This is a genomic window from Kitasatospora sp. Ki12 (genome assembly GCF_054601375.1).
Genome location: NZ_BAAIHT010000003.1, coordinates 1,258,290 through 1,278,815 on the forward strand (window position 1 = coordinate 1,258,290; position 20,526 = coordinate 1,278,815).

Sequence of the window (20,526 nt, forward strand, 5' to 3'; positions counted from 1 at the left end):
CCTTCCTCTGGAGCCCCGAGATGACTCTCCGCAAGCCGTCCGTCGTCCTGTCCCTCGCCGCGCTGGTCGCCGCCGCGGGCGCGCTGAGCGCGTGCGCGCCGCAGGACCCGAAGTCCGACGCCGCCTCCGGTGCCTCCGGTACGGCCGGCACGGCGGCGGGCTGCGCGCCGGGGGCGCTGGCGACGCGCACCGCCGGGACGCTGACCGTCGGCACCGACAAGCCCGCGTACGACCCCTGGTTCACCGAGGACAAGCCGGAGAACGGCAAGGGCTTCGAGTCGGCCGTGGCCTACGCGGTGGCGGAGAAGCTGGGCTACCCGAAGTCCAAGGTCAGCTGGGTGGTCGCGCCCTTCGGCAAGGCCACCGCGCCCGGCGCCAAGGACTTCGACTTCGACATCAACCAGGTGTCCATCAGCGGCGAGCGCAAGCAGGCCGTGGACTTCTCCTCCGGCTACTACGACGTGCGCCAGGCCGTCATCGCGCTGAAGAACTCCAAGGCGGCGGGCGCGAAGAGCATCGCCGACCTCAAGGACGCCAAGCTCGGCGCGCAGGTCGGCACCACCAGCCTGGACACCATCACCGGCACCATCAAGCCGAACAGCCAGCCGGCCGTCTTCGACTCCAACGACCTCGCCAAGGCCGCGCTCAAGAACGGCCAGATCGAGGCCCTGGTGGTGGACCTGCCGACCGCCTTCTACATCACCGGCGCCGAGGTGCCGGAGGCCCAGGTGGTCGGCCAGTTCGAGGCGTCCGGGCGGGGCGAACAGTTCGGCCTGGTGCTGGACAAGGGCTCCAAGCTGACCGGCTGCGTGACGCAGGCCGTCGACGCGCTGCGCGCGGACGGCACGCTGGCGAAGCTGGAGAAGCAGTGGCTCTCCGACGCCGTCTCGGCACCGGTGCTCAAGTGAGCGCTGACATGAGCCCCGGCGTGGACGGGGAGCCCGCGGCGGACGGTGCCGCGGGCACGGACAACATCGCGGTCGCGGATGCGGGCCTCGCGAAGGGAACGGGTGCGGCCCTCACGAAGGGAACGGGTGCGGCCCTCACGAAGGGAACGGTCGCGGACGACGGCTACCGCCCGTCCGAGCGGCGGCTCGCGCACGAGGCGTACCGGCGCGGTCGGGCCCGCCGTTCGGCGCTGATCGCCGCCGCGTCGACCCTGGCGACGGCGGTCGCGCTCTACCTGCTGATCGTCAACTCCCCCGGCTGGGAGGTGACCCGACGGACCTTCTTCAACCTCGACTACGCCCGCCAGGCGCTGCCCGAGGTGCTGAAGGGACTGCGGCTCAACCTGGAGCTGATGCTGGGCTGCGGGGTGCTGATCATGGTGTTCGGCCTGCTGCTCGCGGTGCTGCGGACGCTGCGCGGACCGGTGTTCCTGCCGGTGCGACTGCTGGTGACCGCGTACGTGGACTTCTTCCTCGGGCTGCCGATGATCATCTGCCTGCTGGTGATGATCACGGGCGTGCCGGCGCTGCGGCTGACCGGGGTGACCACCGATCCGCTGCTGCTGGGCGGGGCGGCGCTGGTGCTCACGTACTCGGCGTACGTGTCGGAGGTGTTCCGCTCCGGCATCGAGTCGGTGCACCCGAGCCAGCGGGCCGCGGCGCGGTCGCTCGGGCTCACCAACGCGCAGGCGATGCGGTACGTGGTGCTGCCGCAGGCCGTCCGGCGGGTGGTGCCGCCGCTGCTCAACAACCTGGTGAGCCTGCAGAAGGACACCGGGCTGGTCTCGATCGGCGGCGCGATCGACGCGGTGTACGCGGCGAAGATCATCGCGTCGCGGTCCTTCAACTTCACGCCGTACCTGCTGGCGGGTCTGGTGTTCATCGTGCTGACCGTTCCGCTGACCCGGTTCGCCGACTGGCTGACCGCGCGGATGAACCGGCGGCAGTTCCAGGGAGGTGCGGTGTGACCGCGGAGGTGCTCCGGCTGGATTCGGTGCGCAAGACCTTCGGCGCCCAGGTGGTGCTGCGCGACGTGGACCTCGCCGTGCCCGAGCACTCGGTGACGGCGCTGATCGGGGCGTCCGGCTCCGGGAAGTCCACGCTGATGCGGTGCGTCAACCTGCTGGAGGGCATCGACGACGGCGCGATCTTCCTGGACGGCGAGGAGATCACCGATCCGCGGGCGGACGAGGACGCCGTACGGCGCCGGATCGGCGTGGTGTTCCAGTCGTACAACCTGTTCCCGCACATGACCGTGCTGGAGAACGTCACGCTCGCACCGCGCCGGGTGCACGGCGTCGCGCGGACCGAGGCGGAGGCGCGGGCGCTGGAGCTGCTCGACCGGCTCGGGCTGGCGGCCAAGGCGAAGGAGTACCCGGACCGGCTCTCCGGCGGGCAGCAGCAGCGCGTCGCCATCGTCCGGGCGCTGGCCACCGGGCCCCGGCTGCTGCTCCTGGACGAGATCACCGCGGCGCTCGACCCGGTGCTGGTCGGGGAGGTGCTCTCGGTGGTGCGGGACCTCAAGGAGCAGGGGATGACGATGGTCATCTCCACCCACGAGATGGGCTTCGCGCGCGAGGTCGCCGACCGGGTCTGCTTCCTGGACGACGGGGTGGTGCTCGAACAGGGGCCGCCGGAGCAGGTGTTCGGCGATCCGCGGGAGGAGCGGACCCGGCGCTTCCTCAGCCGGGTGATGGCCTCGGGACGGCTCCAGGGCTGAGGCCCGACGGCCGACGGCGGTACGCGGCGGCGACGGAAGGCGTCGGAAGGTGTCGGAAGGTGTCGGGAGGTGCCGGGAGGTGCCGGGAGGTGTGCGGCCCGGAGCTTCACAACGACGGTCACCACCGTGCGCCCCCGTACGCGCCCTGGTCGCACCGAGGCGGCGGCGGTGATCGTGGACGGGACGACCGTCACCGCGGACGGGGGACGGCGGAGGGCGACAGCCGTCCGCCGCCTCCCGGTCGCCCGTCGCCCCGGGAGGCCGCCGTTGCACGGACCGATCCTCGTCACCTGGTTACTCGCCCTGCTCACCGCGGCCGCCGGCGCCTCCTGCCTGGCCCGGCTGCGCCGCTCCCCCGCGCCCTGCGCATCGGGCGCGCACCGCCCGCTCGCCCGGGAGTCCGATGCCGCCGAGGCCCTGATGGGACTCGGCATGGCCGCGATGGCCGTCACCGGCGCCACCGTCCCCGCCGCCGTCTGGGCCGCGCTGTTCGGCCTCCCCGCGGCCGCCTTCCTGCTCGCCGCCGCCCACGCCCCGGCCGGCCGGGCCCACCGGCTGCACCACGCGGTCGGCGCGCTCGCCATGACGTACATGGCCCTCGCGATGGCGGCGCCCCCCGGCCACCAGCACCACCACGCGGCCGGCCCGGGCGACCCGCTGCTGACCGGCCCCCTGCTCCTCTACTTCGGCGGGTACACCGTCTGGGCCGGCAGCCGCCTGCTGCGCACCCCGGGCGGCACCCTCGCGGTCGGCACCGCCGGCCTGCCCCAGGCCTGCCGACTCACCATGGGCATCGGCATGTTCGCCATGCTCCTGACCATGTGACGACCGCCTGGGCCCGGTTCGCGTGCCAAGCGCCCGCCGCCCGCGTGGCGTTGGTCACTGGCCGGTCGAAAGCCGTTCCACCGGGCGTCGCCAGCGCATAGGTTGGCGGCGAGCGCGCTGTCGCGTTCCGTGCGTACTCGGGGAGCCCATGCGATGCCTGCCCTGATCGGCCTGCTGCTGCTCGGACTGCTGCTCTCGACCGCCGCGCCCCGGCTGCTGACCCGGGCCCGCTGGGTGGAGCGCGAACCGGTGCTGGCACTGCTGGTGTGGCAGTGCCTCGTGGTGGCGGTGCTGCTGTGCTGCGCGCTGGGACTGGTGCTGGCCTCCTCCGCGGCCCTGCCGGAGCTGCGCGCCCTGGTGTTCGCGGGCGCCCCGCACGGGGTGGAGGACGCGTACGGTCTGCAGGACGCCGAGGGCTGGGGCCGGCTGTGTGCCGCGGTACTGGCGGCCGGCGGGGTGCAGACGGTGCTGGCGCTCACCCGCGAGGTGTGGACGGCCAAGGCGCTGCGCGACCGTCGACACGCCCAACTGGCGACCCGAGCACCGGAGTTGCCCGAGTCGATCGAAGCCGCCCGGAGCCGCCGGGAGCGGCTGGTGGTGCTGGAGAACGTCCGCCCCGAGGCGTGGTCGCTGCCCGGCCCGAACTCCCGCCTGGTGGTCACCACCGGCGCCCTCCAGCAGCTGACCGACCGGGAGCTGGCGGCGGTGCTGAGCCATGAGCGCGGACACGTCCGGGCCCGGCACCACTGGCTGCAGCAGTTCTCGCAGGCGCTCGCCACCGGCTTCCCGGGCGTGGGCGTCTTCCGCGCCTTCCGGGACCAGGTGGCGGAGCTGGTCGAGCTGGCGGCCGACGACCGGGCCGCACGCCGGCACGGCCGGCACACCACCGCCCTCGCACTGGCCGAACTCAACCTGGACCGCGGGGTGTTCGGCTCCTGCCCGCCCGGGCTGGCACAGTCCCCGAAGCGGGTGGACCGACTGCTCGCGGGGCGTCCGCGGCTCTCCGTGTCGCACCGGCTGCAGCTCACCGTCGCGGCTCTCGCCGCCCCCGCCGCGGCCGTCCTGCTCGCCGTCGCCCCGGGCCTGCGCTCACTCCTCTGAACCGACGGTCTCCTCTGAACCGAACAGCCCGAGCCCTTCCCGCCGGTCAGCCCGACGGGACTTCGCAGCCCTTGGCGGGCTCGCCGCCGAGGGTCAGTTCCAGCACCTCGCGGTGGAGCGGCCTGGCCTGCTCGTAGCGCTCCCGGCCGGCGTCGGTGAGGGTGAGCACGATGCCCCGCCGGTCGCTCTCGCACATCGCCCGGGTGACCAGTCCGGCCTTCTCCAGGCGGGCGATCAGCCGGGAGAGCGCGCTCTGGCTCAGGTGGACGGTGGGTGCCAGATCGCTCACCCGCAGCGCGTGGGCACCATTGGCGGCGCACCCCTCGACGAGGCGCTCCAGCACCTCGAACTCGCTCATGCCCAGCCCGAACCGGTCGCCCAGCTCGCGGTCGAGCGTGCAGGCGGCCGCCGCGTGCCGCGCCAGCAGCTCGCGCCACTGCGCGACGAGACCGGCCTCCGCCGGGGAGTCGAGTTCAGCCACGCCGCCAGCCTAGCACGTGCACAGGAAATTATTGCGTTCACATCTAATTCATTTGCATTGAATGCACACGCATGTACTGTCCTCCCCATGACCACCGCGACCGTCACGTCCCCCGACGCCTCGTCAACCAGCGGGCCGCACTGGACACCCCGCCTCTGGGGCACCCTGCTCGTACTCTGCGCCGCCATGTTCCTGGACGCCCTGGACGTCTCGATGGTGGGCGTCGCCCTGCCCTCCATCGGCACCGAACTCCACCTGTCCACCTCCACCCTGCAATGGGTGGTCTCCGGCTACGTGCTCGGCTACGGCGGCCTGCTGCTGCTCGGCGGCCGCGCCGCCGACCTGCTCGGCCGACGCCGGGTCTTCTTGGTCGCCCTGGCCGTCTTCGCCGCCGCCTCGCTGGCCGGCGGCCTGGTCGACGACGGCGGACTGCTGATCGCCGCCCGCTTCCTCAAGGGCGTCAGCGCCGCGTTCACCGCCCCGGCCGGCCTGTCGATCATCACCACGACCTTCGCCGAGGGGCCGGCCCGCAACCGGGCCCTGTCGATCTACACCACCTGCGCCGCCAGCGGCTTCTCGCTCGGCCTGGTGCTGAGCGGCCTGCTGACCTCGGTCGGCTGGCGCTGGACCTTCCTGATGCCCGTCCCGGTCGCGCTGCTCGCCCTGGTCTTCGCGGTCCGCCTGCTCCCCCGCCCGGTCGAGGAGCGCGCCAAGGGCGGCTACGACGTGCTGGGCGCGATCACCGGAACCGCCACCGTGCTGCTGCTGGTGTTCACCGTCACCGAGGCCCAGGGCGCCGGCTGGCTGAGCCCGCGCACGCTCGGCTCGCTGGCCGTGGTCGTCGCGCTGGCCGCCGCCTTCCTGCGGATCGAGAGCCGCGCCGCGCACCCGCTGGTCCGGCTCGGCATCTTCCGCAACGGCTCGGTCGCCCGGGCCAACCTGGTCGCCTTCGCGATGACCGGCGCGTACGGCGGCTTCCAGTTCGTGGTCACGCTCTACCTGCAGCACCTGCTCGGCTGGTCCGCCCTGCAGATGGCCCTCGGACTGCTGCCCGCCGGTGCGTTCATCGCCCTCTCGGCGCCGTTCATGGGCCCGATCGTGGACCGCTTCGGCACCGGGCGGCTGCTGCCGATCGGCCTGCTGTCCCTGGTCGGCGCCTTCGCCCTCTTCCTGCGGCTGGACGAGCACAGCTCCTACCTGGGCCTGGTGCTGCCGTCGATGCTGCTGCTCGGCGTCGGTTTCGCGCTGGCCTTCCCCTCGGTGAACATCGCCGCCACCGACGGCGTGGCCGACGAGGAGCAGGGCCTGGCCTCGGGCCTGGTGAACACCGCGATCCAGGTCGGCACCGCGGTGGTGCTCGCCGGGGCGACCGCGCTGATCACGGCCGGCAGCGCGGGCGGGGACAGCCCGCAGGCCCAGCTGGACGGCTACCGCCCGGCCCTGGTGTTCGTCGCCGCGGTCGCGCTGGTCGGCCTGGTGGTCGCGACGGTCGGAGCGCTGGTGGACCGACGCCGGAATTCAACTCCCGCACCGGTGCCGGATTATGATTATCAGTCGACCGGGTCGGCGAAGGCCCGGACCGGAGTCCTGACCGAGCACTGATCGAGCACCGCACCGCGGGCCCCGCCCCCGGCCGAACCCAGGCCGTGGGGCAATGGCGCCGGCTCCACCAAACCCCCGTGTTGGTGGAGCCGGCCGTCTTCGTACCGGCCGCCCGGGCGGCGCCCGCCGGGGCGCGGTTCCACAGGGCGGCTGTCGGCTTCGCCAGTATATTGGCCCGGAGCCAACGAACGTTCGGAGCAGTCACGATGGCACCTCGCGGGGATTCGGTCAATGAGGAGATGCGGCAGCGCTCCCGTCGACGCATCATGCGGGCCACCGTCGAACTCGTTGACCAGCGCGGTTACGCGGGCACCACCCTCACCGACATCGCCGAGCGGGCCGGACTGGCCCGCGGGCTGCTCTCCTACTACTTCGACGGCAAACGGCTGCTGATGCAGTCCGCGACGCACCGGATGATGCACCAGGCGCTCTCCGGCGCGCTGGCGGAACTGGTTCCCGGCGCCACCCCCGAGGACCGGCTGGCCCGCGCCATCGACGCCGTCCTCGCACTGGCGATGGAACACCCCCGGGTGATGCGCTCGCACCTGGCCCTGATCCTCGACCCGGACACCGGCGCCTTCGTCCAGGACCCGGAGCAGCAGCAACTCGGCGCGATCCTGCAGGGACTGCTGCGCGACTGGGGCGCGCCGGACCCGGTCGCCGAGCACGCGGTGCTGCGCAGCGCGCTGATGGGCGGGTGCATCGGGGTGCTGCTGCCGGGCGCCGAGATCCCGCTGGCCCCGATCAGGGCCGACCTCTTCCGCCGCTACGACCTCGCCTGGCACCTCGGCCGCCCGCCGCAGCCCCACCCGCCGGAACGCGAAAGGCCGCCGGCCCGCGGCTGACGGCGGGTGGGCGGCCTGGCGGTGGCGGCCTCGCATCGGCGACCTGGCGGTGACGGCCTCGCATCGGCGACCTGGCGGTGGCGGCCTACTGCCCGGGGGCCCGTGAGGGAGAGACCTCACCGACCCCGGGTGGCAGCGGCTCAGCGCTCCTTCAGGATCGAGGCGAGCAGGTCTATGGTGCGCTCCGGCGTGAGGCTGTCCACGCAGAGCCGCTCCATGACCTGGATGTAGGCGTCCACGTCGTCCCGCTTGTCCAGGTAGAGCGCGCTGGTGAGCTGCTCCAGGTAGACCACGTCCGCGAGGTCCTGCTCCGGGAAGCGCAGGATCGTGAACGCACCGGACTCGCCCGCGTGCGCGCCGAAGCGGAACGGCATGACCTGGATCACCACGTTGGCCTGCTCGGCGACGTCGATCAGGTACTGCACCTGACCGCGCATCACCTTGGGCCCGCCGACCGGCCGGCGCAGCGCGGCCTCGTCGATGACCGCCCACAGCCGCGGGCTGCCGCCCTCGGTCAGCAGCTTCTGGCGGCGCAGGCGGAGGCTGACCCGCCGCTCGATCTCCTCCTCGCTGATGACCGGCCGACTCTGGCCGAAAACCGCCCGTGCGTACTCCTCGGACTGCAGCAGCCCGGGGATGAACTGCACCTCGTAGGTGCGGATCAGCTGGGCGGCCTCCTCCAGGCCGACGTAGGTCTGGAACCAGCCCGGCAGCACGTCGTTGAAGCTGTGCCACCAGCCGGACTTGTTGGCCTCGCGGACCAGGCCGAGCAGGGCCTCCCGCTCGATGCCGTCGTCGACGCCGTACAGGCTGAGCAGGTCGGCGACGTCGCGCTCCTTGAAGCTGACGCGCCCGAGTTCCATTCGGCTGATCTTGGACTCGGAGGCCCGGATCGCGTAGCCCGCGTCCTCGCGGGTGATGCCGCGCGCCTCACGCAGGCGACGTAGCTGCGAGCCGAGGAGGATCCGGCGGACCATCGAGCCGCCGCCCGGCTGAACTGTGGTCATGCGGTCGAAACCTCCACCTAGGGCAAACAGCGCACAGTCTGCCATCAGTTGAGCGCTCACGGTGCCGATACTGACGGATGTTCCTATCAGTTCCGCACTCCTCACACCAGGATGCACGTGCATCCGGCGCTTGCATATGCCAATAGTGCGACTGCACGTGAATCGACTCTTGCATCTGCAGTGAGCGCACACCACCATGGTGCACGTGCACCTGCACATCCCTGGCAATCCCGCGGGTTCCGCGTCCACCCCACGCGCGACTCCGTGCACCGGCCCGACGGCGTCCCCCGCGCCATCGGGCGTTCGAGTGCGCGCGCGCCTGGTCGAGGGAGCGGCCGAGCGGCCGAGCGAGTCGGAGGTGACCGGCATGACCCCGGCGGGTCCAGCCGTGTCCGCCCCCTTATGGGAGGAGCTCTTCATGAGCACCGGTACGGCTTTGGCGGTTGACCCCCATGTGGTCACCTGTACGCTCGCTCCTCGCTTCGAAGCCGTCAGAACCGCGCGCGACTTCGCCCGGACCACGCTCCAGCGCTGGGGACTGCCGGAGCTGTTCGACGACGTCGCGCTGGTGGCCTCGGAGCTCGTGACGAACGCGCTCCGGCATGCGATCGGCGCACGGCCCGACCCGACGGGCGGCGCCCCGGGCGAGTACGACTTTCCCACACAGCCGACCCCGGACGGGCGGCTGCCGATCCGAATAAGCCTGGTGCACCGCGCACCCCAGGTGGTCTGCGCGGTCAGCGATCCGAGCAGTGCCGGCCCGGTGGCCAGGGAAGCGGACTTCGTCGCCGAATCCGGCCGCGGACTGCACCTGGTGGAGTCCTTCAGCCGCTCCTGGGGCTGGCACCCGCTGGGCAGCGGCAAGGTGGTCTGGGCCATGTTCGAGGCGGAGCCGGCGGACGGCGCGTTCGACCCGCACGCGGGGGTCGGTGGCCGTTCGGCACTGGACGCGCTCGGCGGGCCGTTCGACGCCGGTGGGCGGCACCGGCGTTCGGCCTAGCGGCGGCGCGACGGGTAGCCGGCCGAATGCCCGGTCGAGTGGCCGGTCGAGTGGCCGGTCGAGTGCCTGGCCGAGTGACCGGTCGAGTGGCCGGTCGAGTGGCCGACCGAGCGTCTGGCCGAGGGAAGTCCCGGGAGGACCACACCCCGGGCCCTTCCGCATGGCCCGGTCGACGGACCGCACCGCAGGGCCGCCCCGGACACGCGCCGGAAGGGCGCCCGGGAAGAGACCCGCGAGGACACCCGGGCGAAGACCCGGCAAAAGACAAAGGCCGTCGTGGTGTCGGCACCCACGACGGCCCCCCGATGGTGAAGCACGGCGGCCGGTCAGACCGCCAGGTGGTCGAACTCCCCGTCCTTGGCCCCCAGCAGCAGGGCCGCGATCTCGGCCCTGGTGTAGATGAGCGCCGGACCGTCCGGGAAGCGCGAGTTGCGCATCGCCACGTCGCCACCCGGCAGGGCCGCGAACTCGACGCAGTTGCCCTGGGAGTTGCTGTGCAGGCTCTTCTGCCAGACCACCCCCTGGAGATCGGCGGCGGCCATCCCGTTGTAGGTGTCGTACGAGCCGTGCGTGTGCTGCGAATCCTGCGAGTCGTGCGAGTCGTGCATAGAAATCTCCCGAAGAGCTCCGGAGTTGTCGTCCAGCGCGGCGCCCCCGGCACCGCCGAACGAACGGACCGGCCCCGTACCGGCCCGGCACAACGCCTCACTTGACGCGATGATAGCCGCAGTGCACGTGCATCAGCACGGGACATTGCAGGTGCACGGGCCTTTTCACCCGGAGCCCCGAAGTCTTCACGGGGCCTTCTCCTGACGGTACGTAAACGGACATAGCCGATGGAATCGTCGAGCCTCCGATAACCGGCCGTGAGCGGTTCCCCGCTGAATGTTGATCTTCGGATGCCGGGAGTCGCATCTCTGTGACGCTCCGTCAGGCGACCTGGAGCCTGTGAGACATCTCACGCGCCACACCTGCAACGCCACGCGTCATTGAGTACGTCAAGGCAATGGTCCGCGCCCGCACGGGGGTTGGGTGAGGAATGTCCGAATTGTCGGCAAACCGACCGGATCGACACCGCGGGCACACCGGATCCGCACCCCGGCCGCGCGCAACCCGTACGGCAGCCGACTGCAGGCCTGACGGGCCGATGTCCTACGATCTCCGGCATGAGCACCGCAGCCATCCCGGGCGCGCCACTGCCCGTCCGCACTCCAGGCTCCCGTGCGCGGGGGCGCCACCGTCGTCCCGAGCGCCCCGAGATCCCCTCCGGCGCCCCGGCGCTGGTGCTGGCCGTGCCCGCGGCCGCCGGGCCCGAGTCCCGGTCGGTCGTCGAGGAGCTGCTCTCGATCGTCCGCAGCGAGCACAACGGCGTCCAGGCCGCCGTCGGCTACCTGCCCGGCGACTCCGCCGAGGCCGGGGGCGGCGAGGACCGCACCGTCGCCGAACTCCTGGCCCTGGCCGCCGAGGCCGGGCTGCCGATGCCCGTCCTGGTGCCGCTGGTGCCCGGCCCGCACGGCTTCCTGACCGAACTCCACGCGCTCGCCGCCGAGTACGGCGCCCCCGTCACCGACGCGCTGGGCCCGCACCCGCTGCTCGCCGAGGCCGTGCACGTCCGCCTCTCCGAGGCCGGGCTGGCCCGCGCCGACCGGGCCCGGCTGTTCGCCATCGCGACCGCCGCGGACGGCGTGGTCCTGACCACCGTCGGCGGTGAGGACGCGGCCGCCGCGGCCGGCATCACCGGCGTGCTGCTGGCCGCCCGGCTGGCCGTCCCGGTCGTGGCCGCCGCCCTCGACGTGCCCGGCTCGGTCGCCGCGGCCGTCAACCACCTCAAGGAGACCGGCTCCCAGCGCCCCGCGCTGGCCCCGCTGGTGATCGGCCCCGAGGCCGACTCCGAGCTGCTCGCCACGGCCGCCGAGGAGACCGGCTGCCCGTCGGCGGCTCCGCTGGGCGCCTACCCGACCGTCGGCCAGCTGATCGCCTCCACCTACCTGGCCGCGCTGCCCGCACCGTCCGCCGAGGACCTGGCGCGCGCCGAGGCGGAGGCCGCGGCCGCCGCCGGGGCCGAGGGGGCCGTCGAGGGCGTCCGCGGCGCCCACGCGGCCGCCGAGGGGCCAGTCGGGCAGTAACTGGACACCGCGCGCCCTTCCGCGCGCTCACGGGGCCCGGAACGACTTCCGTTCCGGGCCCTTTCGTCGTTCCCGCCGCACCTCGCGCGCCCTCCGCGTCCCACCCGCCACGCGCCGCGCCCCACGCGCCACGCCCCATGTCCTTGCGGCTTGCACCGTACGAGAGTTAAGCGGGCAATGAAATGTAATGTCCGTTCTGGTGTTTTTCGGCGTAAATGGCAGGCGCACCCCCCGGCGCTCGAATCCCGGACACTCCCCCGGTCCGGCGAGTGCGCCGCATTGTGCTTCGACACACCGTCACGCCACGTCTGAGGCGAAGACAGTTGTGGGCATCCGCAAAAGGATTGCCGGAAAACGATCATTTCCGATCATGATCGATAGCCATTTTGGCAGTTCCCGCTAAACCGTGATGCGCGTCACAGGTGTTTGCAGTTTGAACTTAAGTCTGCTTAACGTGCTCCCCGTTCGTGGCCACACGGACCCAGTTCATCCGCGACGCCGAGTCCTGCCGTCGGATGTCCTGGCAGCGCGAAAACGCATCACGGCAGGAGCGGGGGACCCACAGGTAAGTCGCCCCGGACCGGTCTTCGGAACGGTCCAGGGCTAGGGGTGAAGCCGCGCAGCGCGCGGCCGGGCAACTCCAGCCCGAATCCGACAGCTCACCTCGCAGGCGTGGGAGAGGATCGCGTCTTCATGCTGCCCACCAATGGCACCCGTCTGTCCAGCCGCACCCGTCGCGTGATCGCCGCCATCGGCGTCGCGGGCGTCGGCCTCACGATCCCCTGCCTCGTCACCGGCACCGCCTCCGCCGCCTCCGTCGCCACCTGGGACAAGGTCGCCGAGTGCGAGAGCGGTGGCAACTGGGCCATCAACACCGGCAACGGCTTCTACGGCGGCCTGCAGTTCACCTCCAGCACCTGGTCGGCCTTCGGCGGCTCCGCCTACGCCTCGCGCGCCGACCTGGCCACCAAGGACCAGCAGATCTCGGTCGCCGAGAAGGTCCTCGCCTCGCAGGGCCCCGGCGCCTGGCCGGTCTGCTCCGTCAAGGCCGGCCTGACCAAGGGCGGCGCCCCGGCCGCCGTCGACACCTCGGCCGGCTCGACCGCCGCCAAGCCCGCTGCTCCGGCCGCTCCGGCCGCCAAGCCCGCCGCCCCGGCCGCCAAGCCGGCGCAGACCCCGGCCCCGGCCGCCAAGCCGGCCAAGCCGGCCGCGCCCGCCCAGGACGACGCGAAGGCCGCCACCGGCTCCGCGACCAGCGACTGGGCCCAGAAGGGTCACCAGTGGACCCAGGACGGCGACTACACCGTCGTCGCGGGCGACTGGCTGTCCTCGATCGCCGACAAGCACAACGTGCAGGGCGGCTGGCAGCGGCTGTACGACCTCAACCGCGCCACCCTGACCGACGGCCCCGACACCATCTACCCGGGCCAGCACCTGTCCTTCGGCGACGGCCAGGCCCAGCAGTCGGCCTCGACCGACCAGGCCGCCACCACGGGCAAGTCCGGCTCGGACTTCACCTGGTTCAACCGCTCGCAGAAGTCCGGTCAGTCCGCGAACGGCGGTTCCGTGAACGCCCAGCCGGCCGCCCAGACCCAGGCCCCGGCCGCCAAGCCCGCCGCCCCGGCGCAGACCCAGGCCCCGGCCGCGACCGGCAGCATGGCCGCCGCGGTCTCCTTCGCCGAGTCCAAGGTCGGCCAGGCCTACGTCTACGGCGGCACCGGCAACGGCGGCTGGGACTGCTCCGGCCTGACCCAGGCCGCGCTGCGCGCCGCGGGCATCTCCGTCCCGCGCGTCGCCGCCGACCAGGCCGCCGCCAGCACCCACGTCTCGCTGGACAGCCTGCAGCCGGGCGACCTGCTGTTCTGGTCCAACAACGGCCAGGACTCGGGCGTCTACCACGTCGCGATCTACGTCGGCGGCGGCAAGTACGTCGAGGCCGCCAACCCGAGCGCGGGCGTGCGCGAGATGACCGTGGCCGCCTGGGCCCCGGACTTCGCCGGCCGCGTCTGAGCACGACGGGCAGCCGAAGGCTGAGCCGCCCCCGGGGAGAGTCCGATCGCTCCTCCCCGGGGGTTCCGGCATGCCCGGGAGGTCGGGCGGGCCTGGAAGGCCGGGCGGGCCCCGGCCGCTTCCCCTGCGAGGCCCCGGGGTTCCGGCGAATTCCGTGGTGGAACCCCGCGCGGGCGGGCATGCTGCTGCTCTGCACCCGAGGAGGAGTCACATGGCCCAGGTCACCGTCACGCTCGACGCGAACCTCGCGATCGACGCGATGATGCTCTCCGGTACCAAGAACCCGCAGGACGCCGTCGAACTGGTCCTGCGCGACTACCTGGCCCGCGGCCGCCGCACCGAGACCCGTACCGGCGAATCGGCCGACGGCCACCGCCTCACCGTCGACCGCCCCACCGCCCAGGAGGGCTGAATCCCCCGCCCGCGAGGGCCGGCCCGTCGCGAGTGAGGGCCCACCGACCGCACGCCGAAGGGCCCCGGAGAGCCAACTGCCCTCCGGGGCCCTTCAGTCGGTCGTACGGCCGGTTCAGCGCGCGCAGGCCCCGGTCGAGCCGCGCATCACCAGCTCCGGCTGGAACATGAACTCCCCGCGCTGGGCGGCGTTCCCGCCGACCTCCTCCAGCAGCGCGTCCACCGCGGCCGTGGCCATCGCCTCGACCGGCTGGCGGATCGTGGTCAACGGCGGCTCGGTGAAGGCGATCAGCGGCGAGTCGTCGAAGCCGACCACCGACACGTCCTGCGGCACCGACAGCCCGCGCTGCCGCACCGCCCGGATCGCCCCGAGCGCCATCATGTCGCTCCCGCAGGCGATCGCCGTGCAGCCCTTGTCGAGCAGCGCGCCGGCCGCCGCGTGTCCGCCCTCCACGCTGAAAAGCGTGTGGTGGACGAGGTTCTCGGCCTCCTCCTCGGTCCGCCCGAACACCTCGCGCATCGCCGCCGTGAAGCCTTCTATCTTGCGCAGCACCGGCACGTACCGGCGCTGCCCGACGGCCAGCCCGATCCGCTCGTGCCCGAGTTCGGCCAGGTGCTGGACGGCCATCCACATCGCGGCCCGGTCGTCCGGCGAGATGAACGGCGCGTCGATCTTCTCGCTGAAGCCGTTGATCAGCACGAACGGCACCCCGCGCCCGGACAGCCGCGCGTAGCGGTCGTGGTCGGCCGTGGTGTCGGCGTGCAGCCCGGAGACGAAGACGATGCCGGCCACGCCCCGGTCCACCAGCATCTCCACCAGTTCGTCCTCGGTGGATCCGCCCGGGGTCTGGGTGCACAGCACCGGCGTGTAGCCGTGCCGGCTGAGCGCCTGCTCGATCACCTGCGCCAGAGCGGGGAAGATCGGGTTGCTCAACTCCGGTGTGATCAGCCCGATCAGCCCGGCGCTGCGCTGGCGCAGCCGGGTCGGCCGCTCGTAGCCGAGCACGTCGAGGGCCGCCAGCACGGTCTGCCGGGTGGCCGCCGAGACGTTCGCCTTGCCGTTGAGCACGCGGGAGACGGTGGCTTCGCTGACCCCCGCCTGTGCCGCGATGTCTGAGAGTCGCGCCGTAGTCACGGTCCCAGAGCCTATTGCAACCACGTCAGACCGCCCACCAGCCGGTGCTGTCCGGAGCGAGCACCGTCTCGCCGCCGTCCACCACGAGCTCGGTCGAGGCCAGCAGCAGCGCGCCCGGGGCCGGTATCCGCACCGGCTCGCCGGTGGTGTTCACGGTGCAGACGAAGGAGCCGCGGCGGAAGGCGAGGGTGCCCTCGGGGCCGTCCAGCCACTCGACCCCGGTGCCGGCGCCGAGGTCGGCCTGCGCCCGGCGGACGGCCAGGGCGCTGCGGTAGAGCTCCAGGGTGGAGGAGGGGTCGCCGGTCTGCGCCTCGACGCTCAGCTCGGCCCAGGCGGCCGGCTGCGGCAGCCAGGACGGCCCGCCGGCGGCCGGGCCGAAGCCGTACGGGGCCTCGGTGCCGGACCACGGGATCGGGACGCGGCAGCCGTCGCGGTAGCCGTCCTGTCCGGCCTGGCGGAAGAAGGACGGGTCCTGACGGACCTCGTCGGGCAGGTCGGTGACGTCCGGCAGGCCGAGCTCCTCGCCCTGGTAGACGTACGCGGAGCCGGGCAGCGCGAGCATCAGCAGGGTGGCGGCGCGGGCGCGGCGCAGGCCGAGTGCGCGGTCGCCGGGGGTGCGGATCTGGGTGCCGAGGCCGGGCTCGTTGGCGAAGCGGGTGGCGTGCCGGGTGACGTCGTGGTTGGACAGCACCCAGGTGGTGGGGGCGTCGACCGGGCGCATCGAGTCGAGCGAGAGGTCGATCACCTCGCGCAGCGCGGTGGCGTCCCAATCGGTTCCCAGGTACTGGAAGTTGAAGGCCTGGTGCAGCTCGTCGGGGCGGACGTAGTTGGCGGTGCGCTGGACGGTCGGGGTCCACGCCTCGGCGACGCCGATCCGCTGCCCCGGGTACTCGTCGAGGATCTCGCGCCAGCTGCGGTAGATCTCGTGCACGCCGTCCTGGTCGAAGAACGGCATGACGTCGTTGCCGAGCAGCTTGAGCTGGTCGGCGCCGCCGAGGTCGGGCAGGCCGGGGGCCTTGACCAGGCCGTGGGCGACGTCGATGCGGAAGCCGTCCACGCCCATGTCGAGCCAGAAGCGCAGGATCGAGCGGAACTCGTCGGCGACGGCCCGGTTCTCCCAGTTGAAGTCGGGCTGCTCGGGGGCGAAGAGGTGCAGGTACCAGTCGCCGGGGGTGCCGTCCGGGTTCTCGGTGCGGGTCCAGGCCGGGCCGCCGAAGATGGACTCCCAGTCGTTGGGCGGCAGTTCGCCCTTGTCGCCCTTGCCGGGGCGGAAGTGGTAGCGGTCGCGGAGCGGGGAGCCGGGGCCCTCGCGCAGGGCGCGCTGGAACCACTCGTGCTGGTCCGAGGAGTGGTTGGGGACCAGGTCGACGATGATCCGCAGGCCCAGCTCGTGGGCGTCCCGGATGAGGGCGTCGGCGTCCAGCAGGGTGCCGAACATCGGGTCCACCGCGCGGTAGTCGGCGACGTCGTAGCCGGCGTCCGCCTGCGGCGAGGCGTAGAACGGCGAGAGCCAGACCGCGTCCACGCCGAGGTCGCGCAGGTAGGGCAGGCGGCTGCGGATGCCGGGCAGGTCGCCCATGCCGTCGCCGTTGGAGTCGGCGAAGCTGCGCGGGTAGACCTGGTAGATGACCGCGTCCCGCCACCAGTCTCTGGAGGTGCCGCCCGCCGCAGGAGCCGGGGTGGCCGCCTCGTGGGCGGTGTCGGCGACAGGCCGGGGGGTGTCGGCCAGGTTCTGGGTCATGGACGGTATCCCTTGGGGATCGGAGGAGCGGGGAGCCTTGCGCGCGTGGTGTGCGGCGTCAGGCGTCACGACTTGGAGGCACCGGCGGTCAGGCCGGTGACCAGGTGGCGCTGCACCAGGTAGAAGAACGCCGCGGACGGGATCGCGATCAGCACCGCGGTCGCGGCCATCAGGTTCCACTGGGCGTCGTGCTCGCTGACGAAGGTCTGCAGGCCGACGGCCAGCGTGTACTTGTCGGAGCTGAGCATGAACGTCGAGGCGAACGGGACCTCGGCCCAGTAGGTGAGGAAGGAGTAGAAGGCGGCGACCGCCAGGCCCGGGCGGGCCAGCGGCAGCACCAGCCGCCAGAAGGTGCCGAACGGGCTGAGCCCGTCGACCCGGCCGGCCTCGTCGATCTCCACCGGGATGGTGTCGAAGTAGCCCTTCAGCAGCCAGGCGCAGTACGGCACGGTGGTGGTCGAGTAGACCAGGATCAGACCGGTGTAGCTGTCCAGCAGGCCGAGTTCGGAGAGCATCGTGTACATCGGCACGATCAGCACCGCGATCGGGAACATCTGGGTGACCAGCAGCGACCACATCAGCGGCTTGTGCCCGGGGAACTTCATCCGGGAGACGGCGTAGCCGGTGGTCGCGGCGAGCAGCACGCCGAAGACGGTGGTGATGCCGGAGACCAGCAGGGCGTTGCCGAACCAGGTGAAGAAGTCGGTGTCGGACAGCACGTGCTGGTAGTTCGACAGCGTGAGCTTGTCGAGGATCTGGCCGGGGTGGAGGTAGTCGGTCTTGTCCGGGCCGAGCGAGACGAAGAGGATCCACCCGACCGGGAACAGCGCGATCAGGCTGGCCACGGTCAGGGTGCCGTGGGACAGCGCCCGGACCAGCGGGCTGCTCTCGCCGCGCCGGCGGACCTTGGCCGGCCGGGCGGCCGGGGCCGCGGTCGCCGCGGGGGCCGGGCGTTCGGTGGTGGTGCTCATCGGGTTACCTGCCTTCGTGGGTCAACTGGGTCCGGGGCCTCAGCCGTTGGCCTGCTCGTTGCGGGCGAGCCAGCGCCGGTAGAAGGCGGTGAAGACGATCAGGATGGACAGCAGGATCACGCCGTACGCGGCGGACTGCGCGTAGTCCCGGGGGATCTGGCCGAAGCCGAGGCGGTAGGCCCAGGTGACCAGCAGCTGGGCGTCGGGGGCGCCGGTGCCGAACAGCAGGAAGATGACGTTGAACTGGTTGAAGGTCCAGATCACGCCCAGCAGCACGACGGTGGAGGAGACGGCGCGCAGCCCGGGCATCGTGACGTGCCGGAAGCGCTGCCAGGGCGTGGCACCATCCATCTCGGCGGCCTCGTACAGCTCGGCCGGGATCGACTGCAGGCCGCCGAGCAGCGAGATCATCATGAACGGCACGCCGGCCCAGGTGTTCACCAGGATCGCGGCCGCCTTCTGCGCCCACGGGTCGGTGAGCCAGCCGGGCTCGGGCAGGTGCAGGGCGGAGAGGATGCCGTTGACGACTCCGCCGTCGGCGAGCATCAGGCGCCAGGAGAAGACGGTGACGAAGGTGGGCACGGCCCAGGGCAGGATGAGCAGCATCCGGTAGGCGGCGCGCCCGCGCAGCTTCTTGTTGAGCAGCAGGGCGAGGCCGAGGCCGAGGCTGTAGTGCAGGAAGACGCAGACCGCCGTCCAGGCGATGGTCCAGACGAAGTGCGACCAGAAGCGGTCGTACGAGCCGGGGCCCCAGAGGATGTCGGCGTAGTTGTGGAAGCCGACGAAGTTGTAGCTGGCCGGGATCTCGTTGACGCCGATCTTGCGGGCGACGTTGAGGCTGTTGGCGTCGGTGAGGGTGAGCCAGACGCCCTCGACGAGCGGGTAGATCACCAGCGCGCCGAGCACCAGCACGACCGGGGCGATCATCGCGTAGGCGTACCAGTGCTTGGCGTAGGAGCGCTTGACGCGTTCCCGCAGGCTCGGACGCTGCTCGCGCTCCCGGCTGCCCTTGCCGGTGGCGCCCTGCACGGCGACTGACATCGTTTGCACCTTCTCGGGGGGTTCTCGGGGGCCGACGGGACCGACGGAACCGACGGAACCGACGGAGCCGATTGAGCCGACTGGGAGCCGACGGCCCGGCCTGCCGGGGGCGGCAGGCCGGGCTCGGGGACTACTTGGCGAAGCCCGGCAGGAGCTTGGCGTAGTCGGTGGCGACGGTGTTCAGCGCGTCCTGGGTGGAACCGCCCTGGACGGCCTTGCCCAGGTTGGTGCCGAGCGAGGCGAACAGCGAGCTGTACTCGGGCAGTTCGGGGCGCGGCTTGGCGCTGTCCAGGATGCTCTGGAAGCCCGCGATGCCCGGGTCGGCCTTGACGTCGGCGGTGAAGGCGTCGGAGCGGGTGGGCAGCGTGGAGTTCTTCTGCGCGATGAACGCCTGGCTCTCGGCCGAGGTCATGAAGGCGGCGAACTTCTCGGCGGCGGCCTTGTGGGCCTTGTCCGCACCGGCGTAGACGGCGATGTTGTGGCCGCCGGTGGGGGCGCCGGCCTTGCCCGCGGAGCCGCCGGGAACGGCGGCGATGCCGAGGTTGCTCTTGTCGGCGAAGGCCGAGCCCTTGTAGATGTTGGTGATCTCCCAGGGGCCCTGGATGATCGCCGCGACCTTGCCGCTGTTGAAGGCGTCCATCATGTGCGCGTAGGCGTCGGTGGTGACGTCGGCCTTGGCGGTGCCGGGGGAGGTGAACATCGTCTTGTAGGTCTCGACGGCCTTGACGGCCTCCGGCGAGGTGACGGTGATCTTCTTGCCGGCGGCGTCGACGGTGTCGGTGCCCTCGCCGAACAGGAACGGCATCGCGTAGTAGCCGTCGGCGGCCTTCAGCCAGAAGCCGTCCACGCCGGCCTTCTCCTTGACGGCGGCGGCGTCGGCCTTCAGCTCGTCCCAGGTCTTCGGCGCCGCGGTGATGCCGGCCTTCGCGAAGAGCTCCTTGTTGTAGAGCAGGCCGAGGGTGTCGGTCACCAGCGGGACGCCGTACAGCTTGCCCTCGTACTTGGCCTGCTGGATCAGGCTGGGCTGGAAGGCGGAGGTGTCGGCGGCGGCCGGGGTGCCGTCCAGCGGCTCCAGGTAGCCGGCCTTGGCGAAGGCGGCGGTCCAGCCGACCTCGGAGCGGAACACGTCCGGAGCGCCCTTGGCCCCCATCGCGGTCTGGAGCTTGTTCTGCGCCTGGTCGAACGGGACGTTGACGAAGTTGACCGTGATGTTCGGGTTGGCGGCCTGGAACTTCTTCACGAGCTCCTGGTAGTTCGGCGCCTCGTTGGTGGCGTTCGACGTGTCCCAGTACGTGAGGGTGACCGGCCCGTCGGCCTTGCCGTCCGAGCTGGAGCCGCTGCTGCCACAGGCAGCCATCGAGACCGCGAGGGCCACAACGAGGGCAGAGGCCGCGATGCCACGCCGCATGAGAACTCCTTGGGAGGGTGGGGGTGCCCGAGATGTTCGGAGACAGGCGCATAATGGCTGCCTCGTGCCGACCGCACCGTTGCTGCCGTCGGGCTCGGGAAGGAAGTTAACAGCGGTGAAAGATCGACGGAAAGTCCTTGCAGCAAGTTTCTGCA

At 72.0% G+C, this 20,526-nt stretch carries 19 protein-coding genes and 1 riboswitch; of the genes, 11 read left to right on the forward strand and 8 right to left on the reverse strand.

The features are described 5' to 3' along the window. Positions 1-20 precede the first annotated feature (20 nt). From ACYP53_RS36160 to ACYP53_RS36180, 5 genes are all read left to right on the forward strand, one after another. Positions 21-908: an ABC transporter substrate-binding protein gene (locus ACYP53_RS36160; protein ID WP_189913579.1), complete on the forward strand. Its 888-nt coding sequence runs from the start codon at positions 21-23 to the stop codon at positions 906-908. Further along, complete coding sequence (locus ACYP53_RS36165; RefSeq protein WP_459650543.1) at positions 905-1,915, forward strand: amino acid ABC transporter permease; 1,011 nt, start codon at positions 905-907, stop codon at positions 1,913-1,915. Before ACYP53_RS36160 ends, ACYP53_RS36165 begins: the two co-directional genes overlap by 4 nt. Continuing rightward, positions 1,912-2,667: an amino acid ABC transporter ATP-binding protein gene (locus tag ACYP53_RS36170; protein WP_459650544.1), complete on the forward strand. Its 756-nt coding sequence runs from the start codon at positions 1,912-1,914 to the stop codon at positions 2,665-2,667. The genes ACYP53_RS36165 and ACYP53_RS36170 overlap by 4 nt, the downstream gene beginning before the upstream one ends. Before the next feature lie 267 nt (positions 2,668-2,934). Then, the gene (locus tag ACYP53_RS36175) at positions 2,935-3,492 is read left to right on the forward strand and encodes a DUF5134 domain-containing protein (protein ID WP_459650545.1); all 558 of its coding nucleotides are present in this window, start codon (positions 2,935-2,937) and stop codon (positions 3,490-3,492) included. Positions 3,493-3,645: 153 nt separating this feature from the next. Beyond that, on the forward strand, positions 3,646-4,593 hold the full coding sequence (locus ACYP53_RS36180; RefSeq protein WP_189913581.1) for a M56 family metallopeptidase: 948 nt from the start codon (positions 3,646-3,648) through the stop codon (positions 4,591-4,593). A 46-nt stretch (positions 4,594-4,639) separates the two neighbouring features. Here ACYP53_RS36180 and ACYP53_RS36185 read toward each other — a convergent pair whose 3' ends face one another. After that, a complete protein-coding gene (locus ACYP53_RS36185) occupies positions 4,640-5,074 on the reverse strand; it encodes a MarR family winged helix-turn-helix transcriptional regulator (protein WP_189913582.1) in 435 nt (144 codons plus the stop codon). An 87-nt stretch (positions 5,075-5,161) separates the two neighbouring features. On the opposite strand from ACYP53_RS36185, the gene ACYP53_RS36190 reads away from it, so the two are divergent. Both ACYP53_RS36190 and ACYP53_RS36195 read left to right on the forward strand, forming a co-directional pair. Then, the gene (locus ACYP53_RS36190; RefSeq protein WP_189913583.1) at positions 5,162-6,676 is read left to right on the forward strand and encodes an MFS transporter; all 1,515 of its coding nucleotides are present in this window, start codon (positions 5,162-5,164) and stop codon (positions 6,674-6,676) included. Positions 6,677-6,915: 239 nt separating this feature from the next. Next, positions 6,916-7,521 carry a TetR/AcrR family transcriptional regulator gene (locus ACYP53_RS36195; protein ID WP_229928272.1) on the forward strand — a complete coding sequence of 202 codons (606 nt, stop codon included), beginning with the start codon at positions 6,916-6,918 and terminating at the stop codon, positions 7,519-7,521. Positions 7,522-7,661: 140 nt separating this feature from the next. Here the strand turns inward: ACYP53_RS36195 and ACYP53_RS36200 are convergent, their stop codons facing one another. After that, entirely contained in the window at positions 7,662-8,528 is an 867-nt protein-coding gene (locus tag ACYP53_RS36200) for a helix-turn-helix domain-containing protein (RefSeq protein WP_189913585.1), read from the reverse strand. Positions 8,529-8,946: 418 nt separating this feature from the next. Here ACYP53_RS36200 and ACYP53_RS36205 point away from each other — a divergent pair, with 418 nt between their 5' ends. After that, complete coding sequence (locus ACYP53_RS36205) at positions 8,947-9,528, forward strand: ATP-binding protein (RefSeq protein ID WP_229928273.1); 582 nt, start codon at positions 8,947-8,949, stop codon at positions 9,526-9,528. A 326-nt stretch (positions 9,529-9,854) separates the two neighbouring features. Here ACYP53_RS36205 and ACYP53_RS36210 read toward each other — a convergent pair whose 3' ends face one another. Then, positions 9,855-10,136 (reverse strand): DUF397 domain-containing protein, encoded by a 282-nt coding sequence (locus ACYP53_RS36210; RefSeq protein WP_189913586.1) that lies wholly within the window; start codon positions 10,134-10,136, stop codon positions 9,855-9,857. A gap of 558 nt (positions 10,137-10,694) precedes the next feature. Between ACYP53_RS36210 and ACYP53_RS36215 the strand changes: the two genes are divergently transcribed. From ACYP53_RS36215 to ACYP53_RS36225, 3 genes are all read left to right on the forward strand, one after another. Then, the gene (locus ACYP53_RS36215; protein ID WP_229928274.1) at positions 10,695-11,654 is read left to right on the forward strand and encodes a sirohydrochlorin chelatase family protein; all 960 of its coding nucleotides are present in this window, start codon (positions 10,695-10,697) and stop codon (positions 11,652-11,654) included. Positions 11,655-12,179: 525 nt separating this feature from the next. Then, positions 12,180-12,340: riboswitch (cyclic di-AMP (ydaO/yuaA leader) on the forward strand. Between the two features lie 7 nt (positions 12,341-12,347). After that, positions 12,348-13,664 (forward strand): transglycosylase family protein, encoded by a 1,317-nt coding sequence (locus ACYP53_RS36220; RefSeq protein WP_459650546.1) that lies wholly within the window; start codon positions 12,348-12,350, stop codon positions 13,662-13,664. A gap of 211 nt (positions 13,665-13,875) precedes the next feature. Next, positions 13,876-14,076 carry a hypothetical protein gene (locus ACYP53_RS36225; RefSeq protein WP_189913588.1) on the forward strand — a complete coding sequence of 67 codons (201 nt, stop codon included), beginning with the start codon at positions 13,876-13,878 and terminating at the stop codon, positions 14,074-14,076. Positions 14,077-14,190: 114 nt separating this feature from the next. Here ACYP53_RS36225 and ACYP53_RS36230 read toward each other — a convergent pair whose 3' ends face one another. The 5 genes from ACYP53_RS36230 to ACYP53_RS36250 all read right to left on the reverse strand — a co-directional run bounded on the left by ACYP53_RS36230 (position 14,191) and on the right by ACYP53_RS36250 (position 20,371). Then, the gene (locus ACYP53_RS36230; RefSeq protein WP_459650547.1) at positions 14,191-15,210 is read right to left on the reverse strand and encodes a LacI family DNA-binding transcriptional regulator; all 1,020 of its coding nucleotides are present in this window, start codon (positions 15,208-15,210) and stop codon (positions 14,191-14,193) included. Positions 15,211-15,235: 25 nt separating this feature from the next. Then, positions 15,236-16,951, reverse strand: a complete 1,716-nt coding sequence (locus ACYP53_RS36235) for a glycoside hydrolase family 13 protein (protein WP_189913590.1) — start codon at positions 16,949-16,951, stop codon at positions 15,236-15,238. Between the two features lie 65 nt (positions 16,952-17,016). Further along, entirely contained in the window at positions 17,017-17,922 is a 906-nt protein-coding gene (locus tag ACYP53_RS36240) for a sugar ABC transporter permease (protein WP_189913591.1), read from the reverse strand. A gap of 39 nt (positions 17,923-17,961) precedes the next feature. After that, positions 17,962-18,963, reverse strand: a complete 1,002-nt coding sequence (locus ACYP53_RS36245) for a carbohydrate ABC transporter permease (RefSeq protein WP_189913592.1) — start codon at positions 18,961-18,963, stop codon at positions 17,962-17,964. 130 nt (positions 18,964-19,093) lie between these two features. After that, complete coding sequence (locus ACYP53_RS36250; protein WP_189913593.1) at positions 19,094-20,371, reverse strand: extracellular solute-binding protein; 1,278 nt, start codon at positions 20,369-20,371, stop codon at positions 19,094-19,096. Between the last annotated feature and the right edge of the window lie 155 nt (positions 20,372-20,526).

Coding starts and splice junctions, on each gene's coding strand:
- ACYP53_RS36160 (WP_189913579.1), top strand. CDS start 21: ATGACTCTCCGCAAGCCGTCCGTCGTCCTGTCCCTCGCCGCGCTGGTC.
- ACYP53_RS36180 (WP_189913581.1), top strand. CDS start 3,646: ATGCCTGCCCTGATCGGCCTGCTGCTGCTCGGACTGCTGCTCTCGACC.
- ACYP53_RS36190 (WP_189913583.1), top strand. CDS start 5,162: ATGACCACCGCGACCGTCACGTCCCCCGACGCCTCGTCAACCAGCGGG.
- ACYP53_RS36195 (WP_229928272.1), top strand. CDS start 6,916: ATGCGGCAGCGCTCCCGTCGACGCATCATGCGGGCCACCGTCGAACTC.
- ACYP53_RS36200 (WP_189913585.1), bottom strand. CDS start 8,528: ATGACCACAGTTCAGCCGGGCGGCGGCTCGATGGTCCGCCGGATCCTC.
- ACYP53_RS36205 (WP_229928273.1), top strand. CDS start 8,947: ATGAGCACCGGTACGGCTTTGGCGGTTGACCCCCATGTGGTCACCTGT.
- ACYP53_RS36210 (WP_189913586.1), bottom strand. CDS start 10,136: ATGCACGACTCGCACGACTCGCAGGATTCGCAGCACACGCACGGCTCG.
- ACYP53_RS36215 (WP_229928274.1), top strand. CDS start 10,695: ATGAGCACCGCAGCCATCCCGGGCGCGCCACTGCCCGTCCGCACTCCA.
- ACYP53_RS36220 (WP_459650546.1), top strand. CDS start 12,348: ATGCTGCCCACCAATGGCACCCGTCTGTCCAGCCGCACCCGTCGCGTG.
- ACYP53_RS36225 (WP_189913588.1), top strand. CDS start 13,876: ATGGCCCAGGTCACCGTCACGCTCGACGCGAACCTCGCGATCGACGCG.
- ACYP53_RS36235 (WP_189913590.1), bottom strand. CDS start 16,951: ATGACCCAGAACCTGGCCGACACCCCCCGGCCTGTCGCCGACACCGCC.
- ACYP53_RS36240 (WP_189913591.1), bottom strand. CDS start 17,922: ATGAGCACCACCACCGAACGCCCGGCCCCCGCGGCGACCGCGGCCCCG.
- ACYP53_RS36245 (WP_189913592.1), bottom strand. CDS start 18,963: ATGTCAGTCGCCGTGCAGGGCGCCACCGGCAAGGGCAGCCGGGAGCGC.
- ACYP53_RS36250 (WP_189913593.1), bottom strand. CDS start 20,371: ATGCGGCGTGGCATCGCGGCCTCTGCCCTCGTTGTGGCCCTCGCGGTC.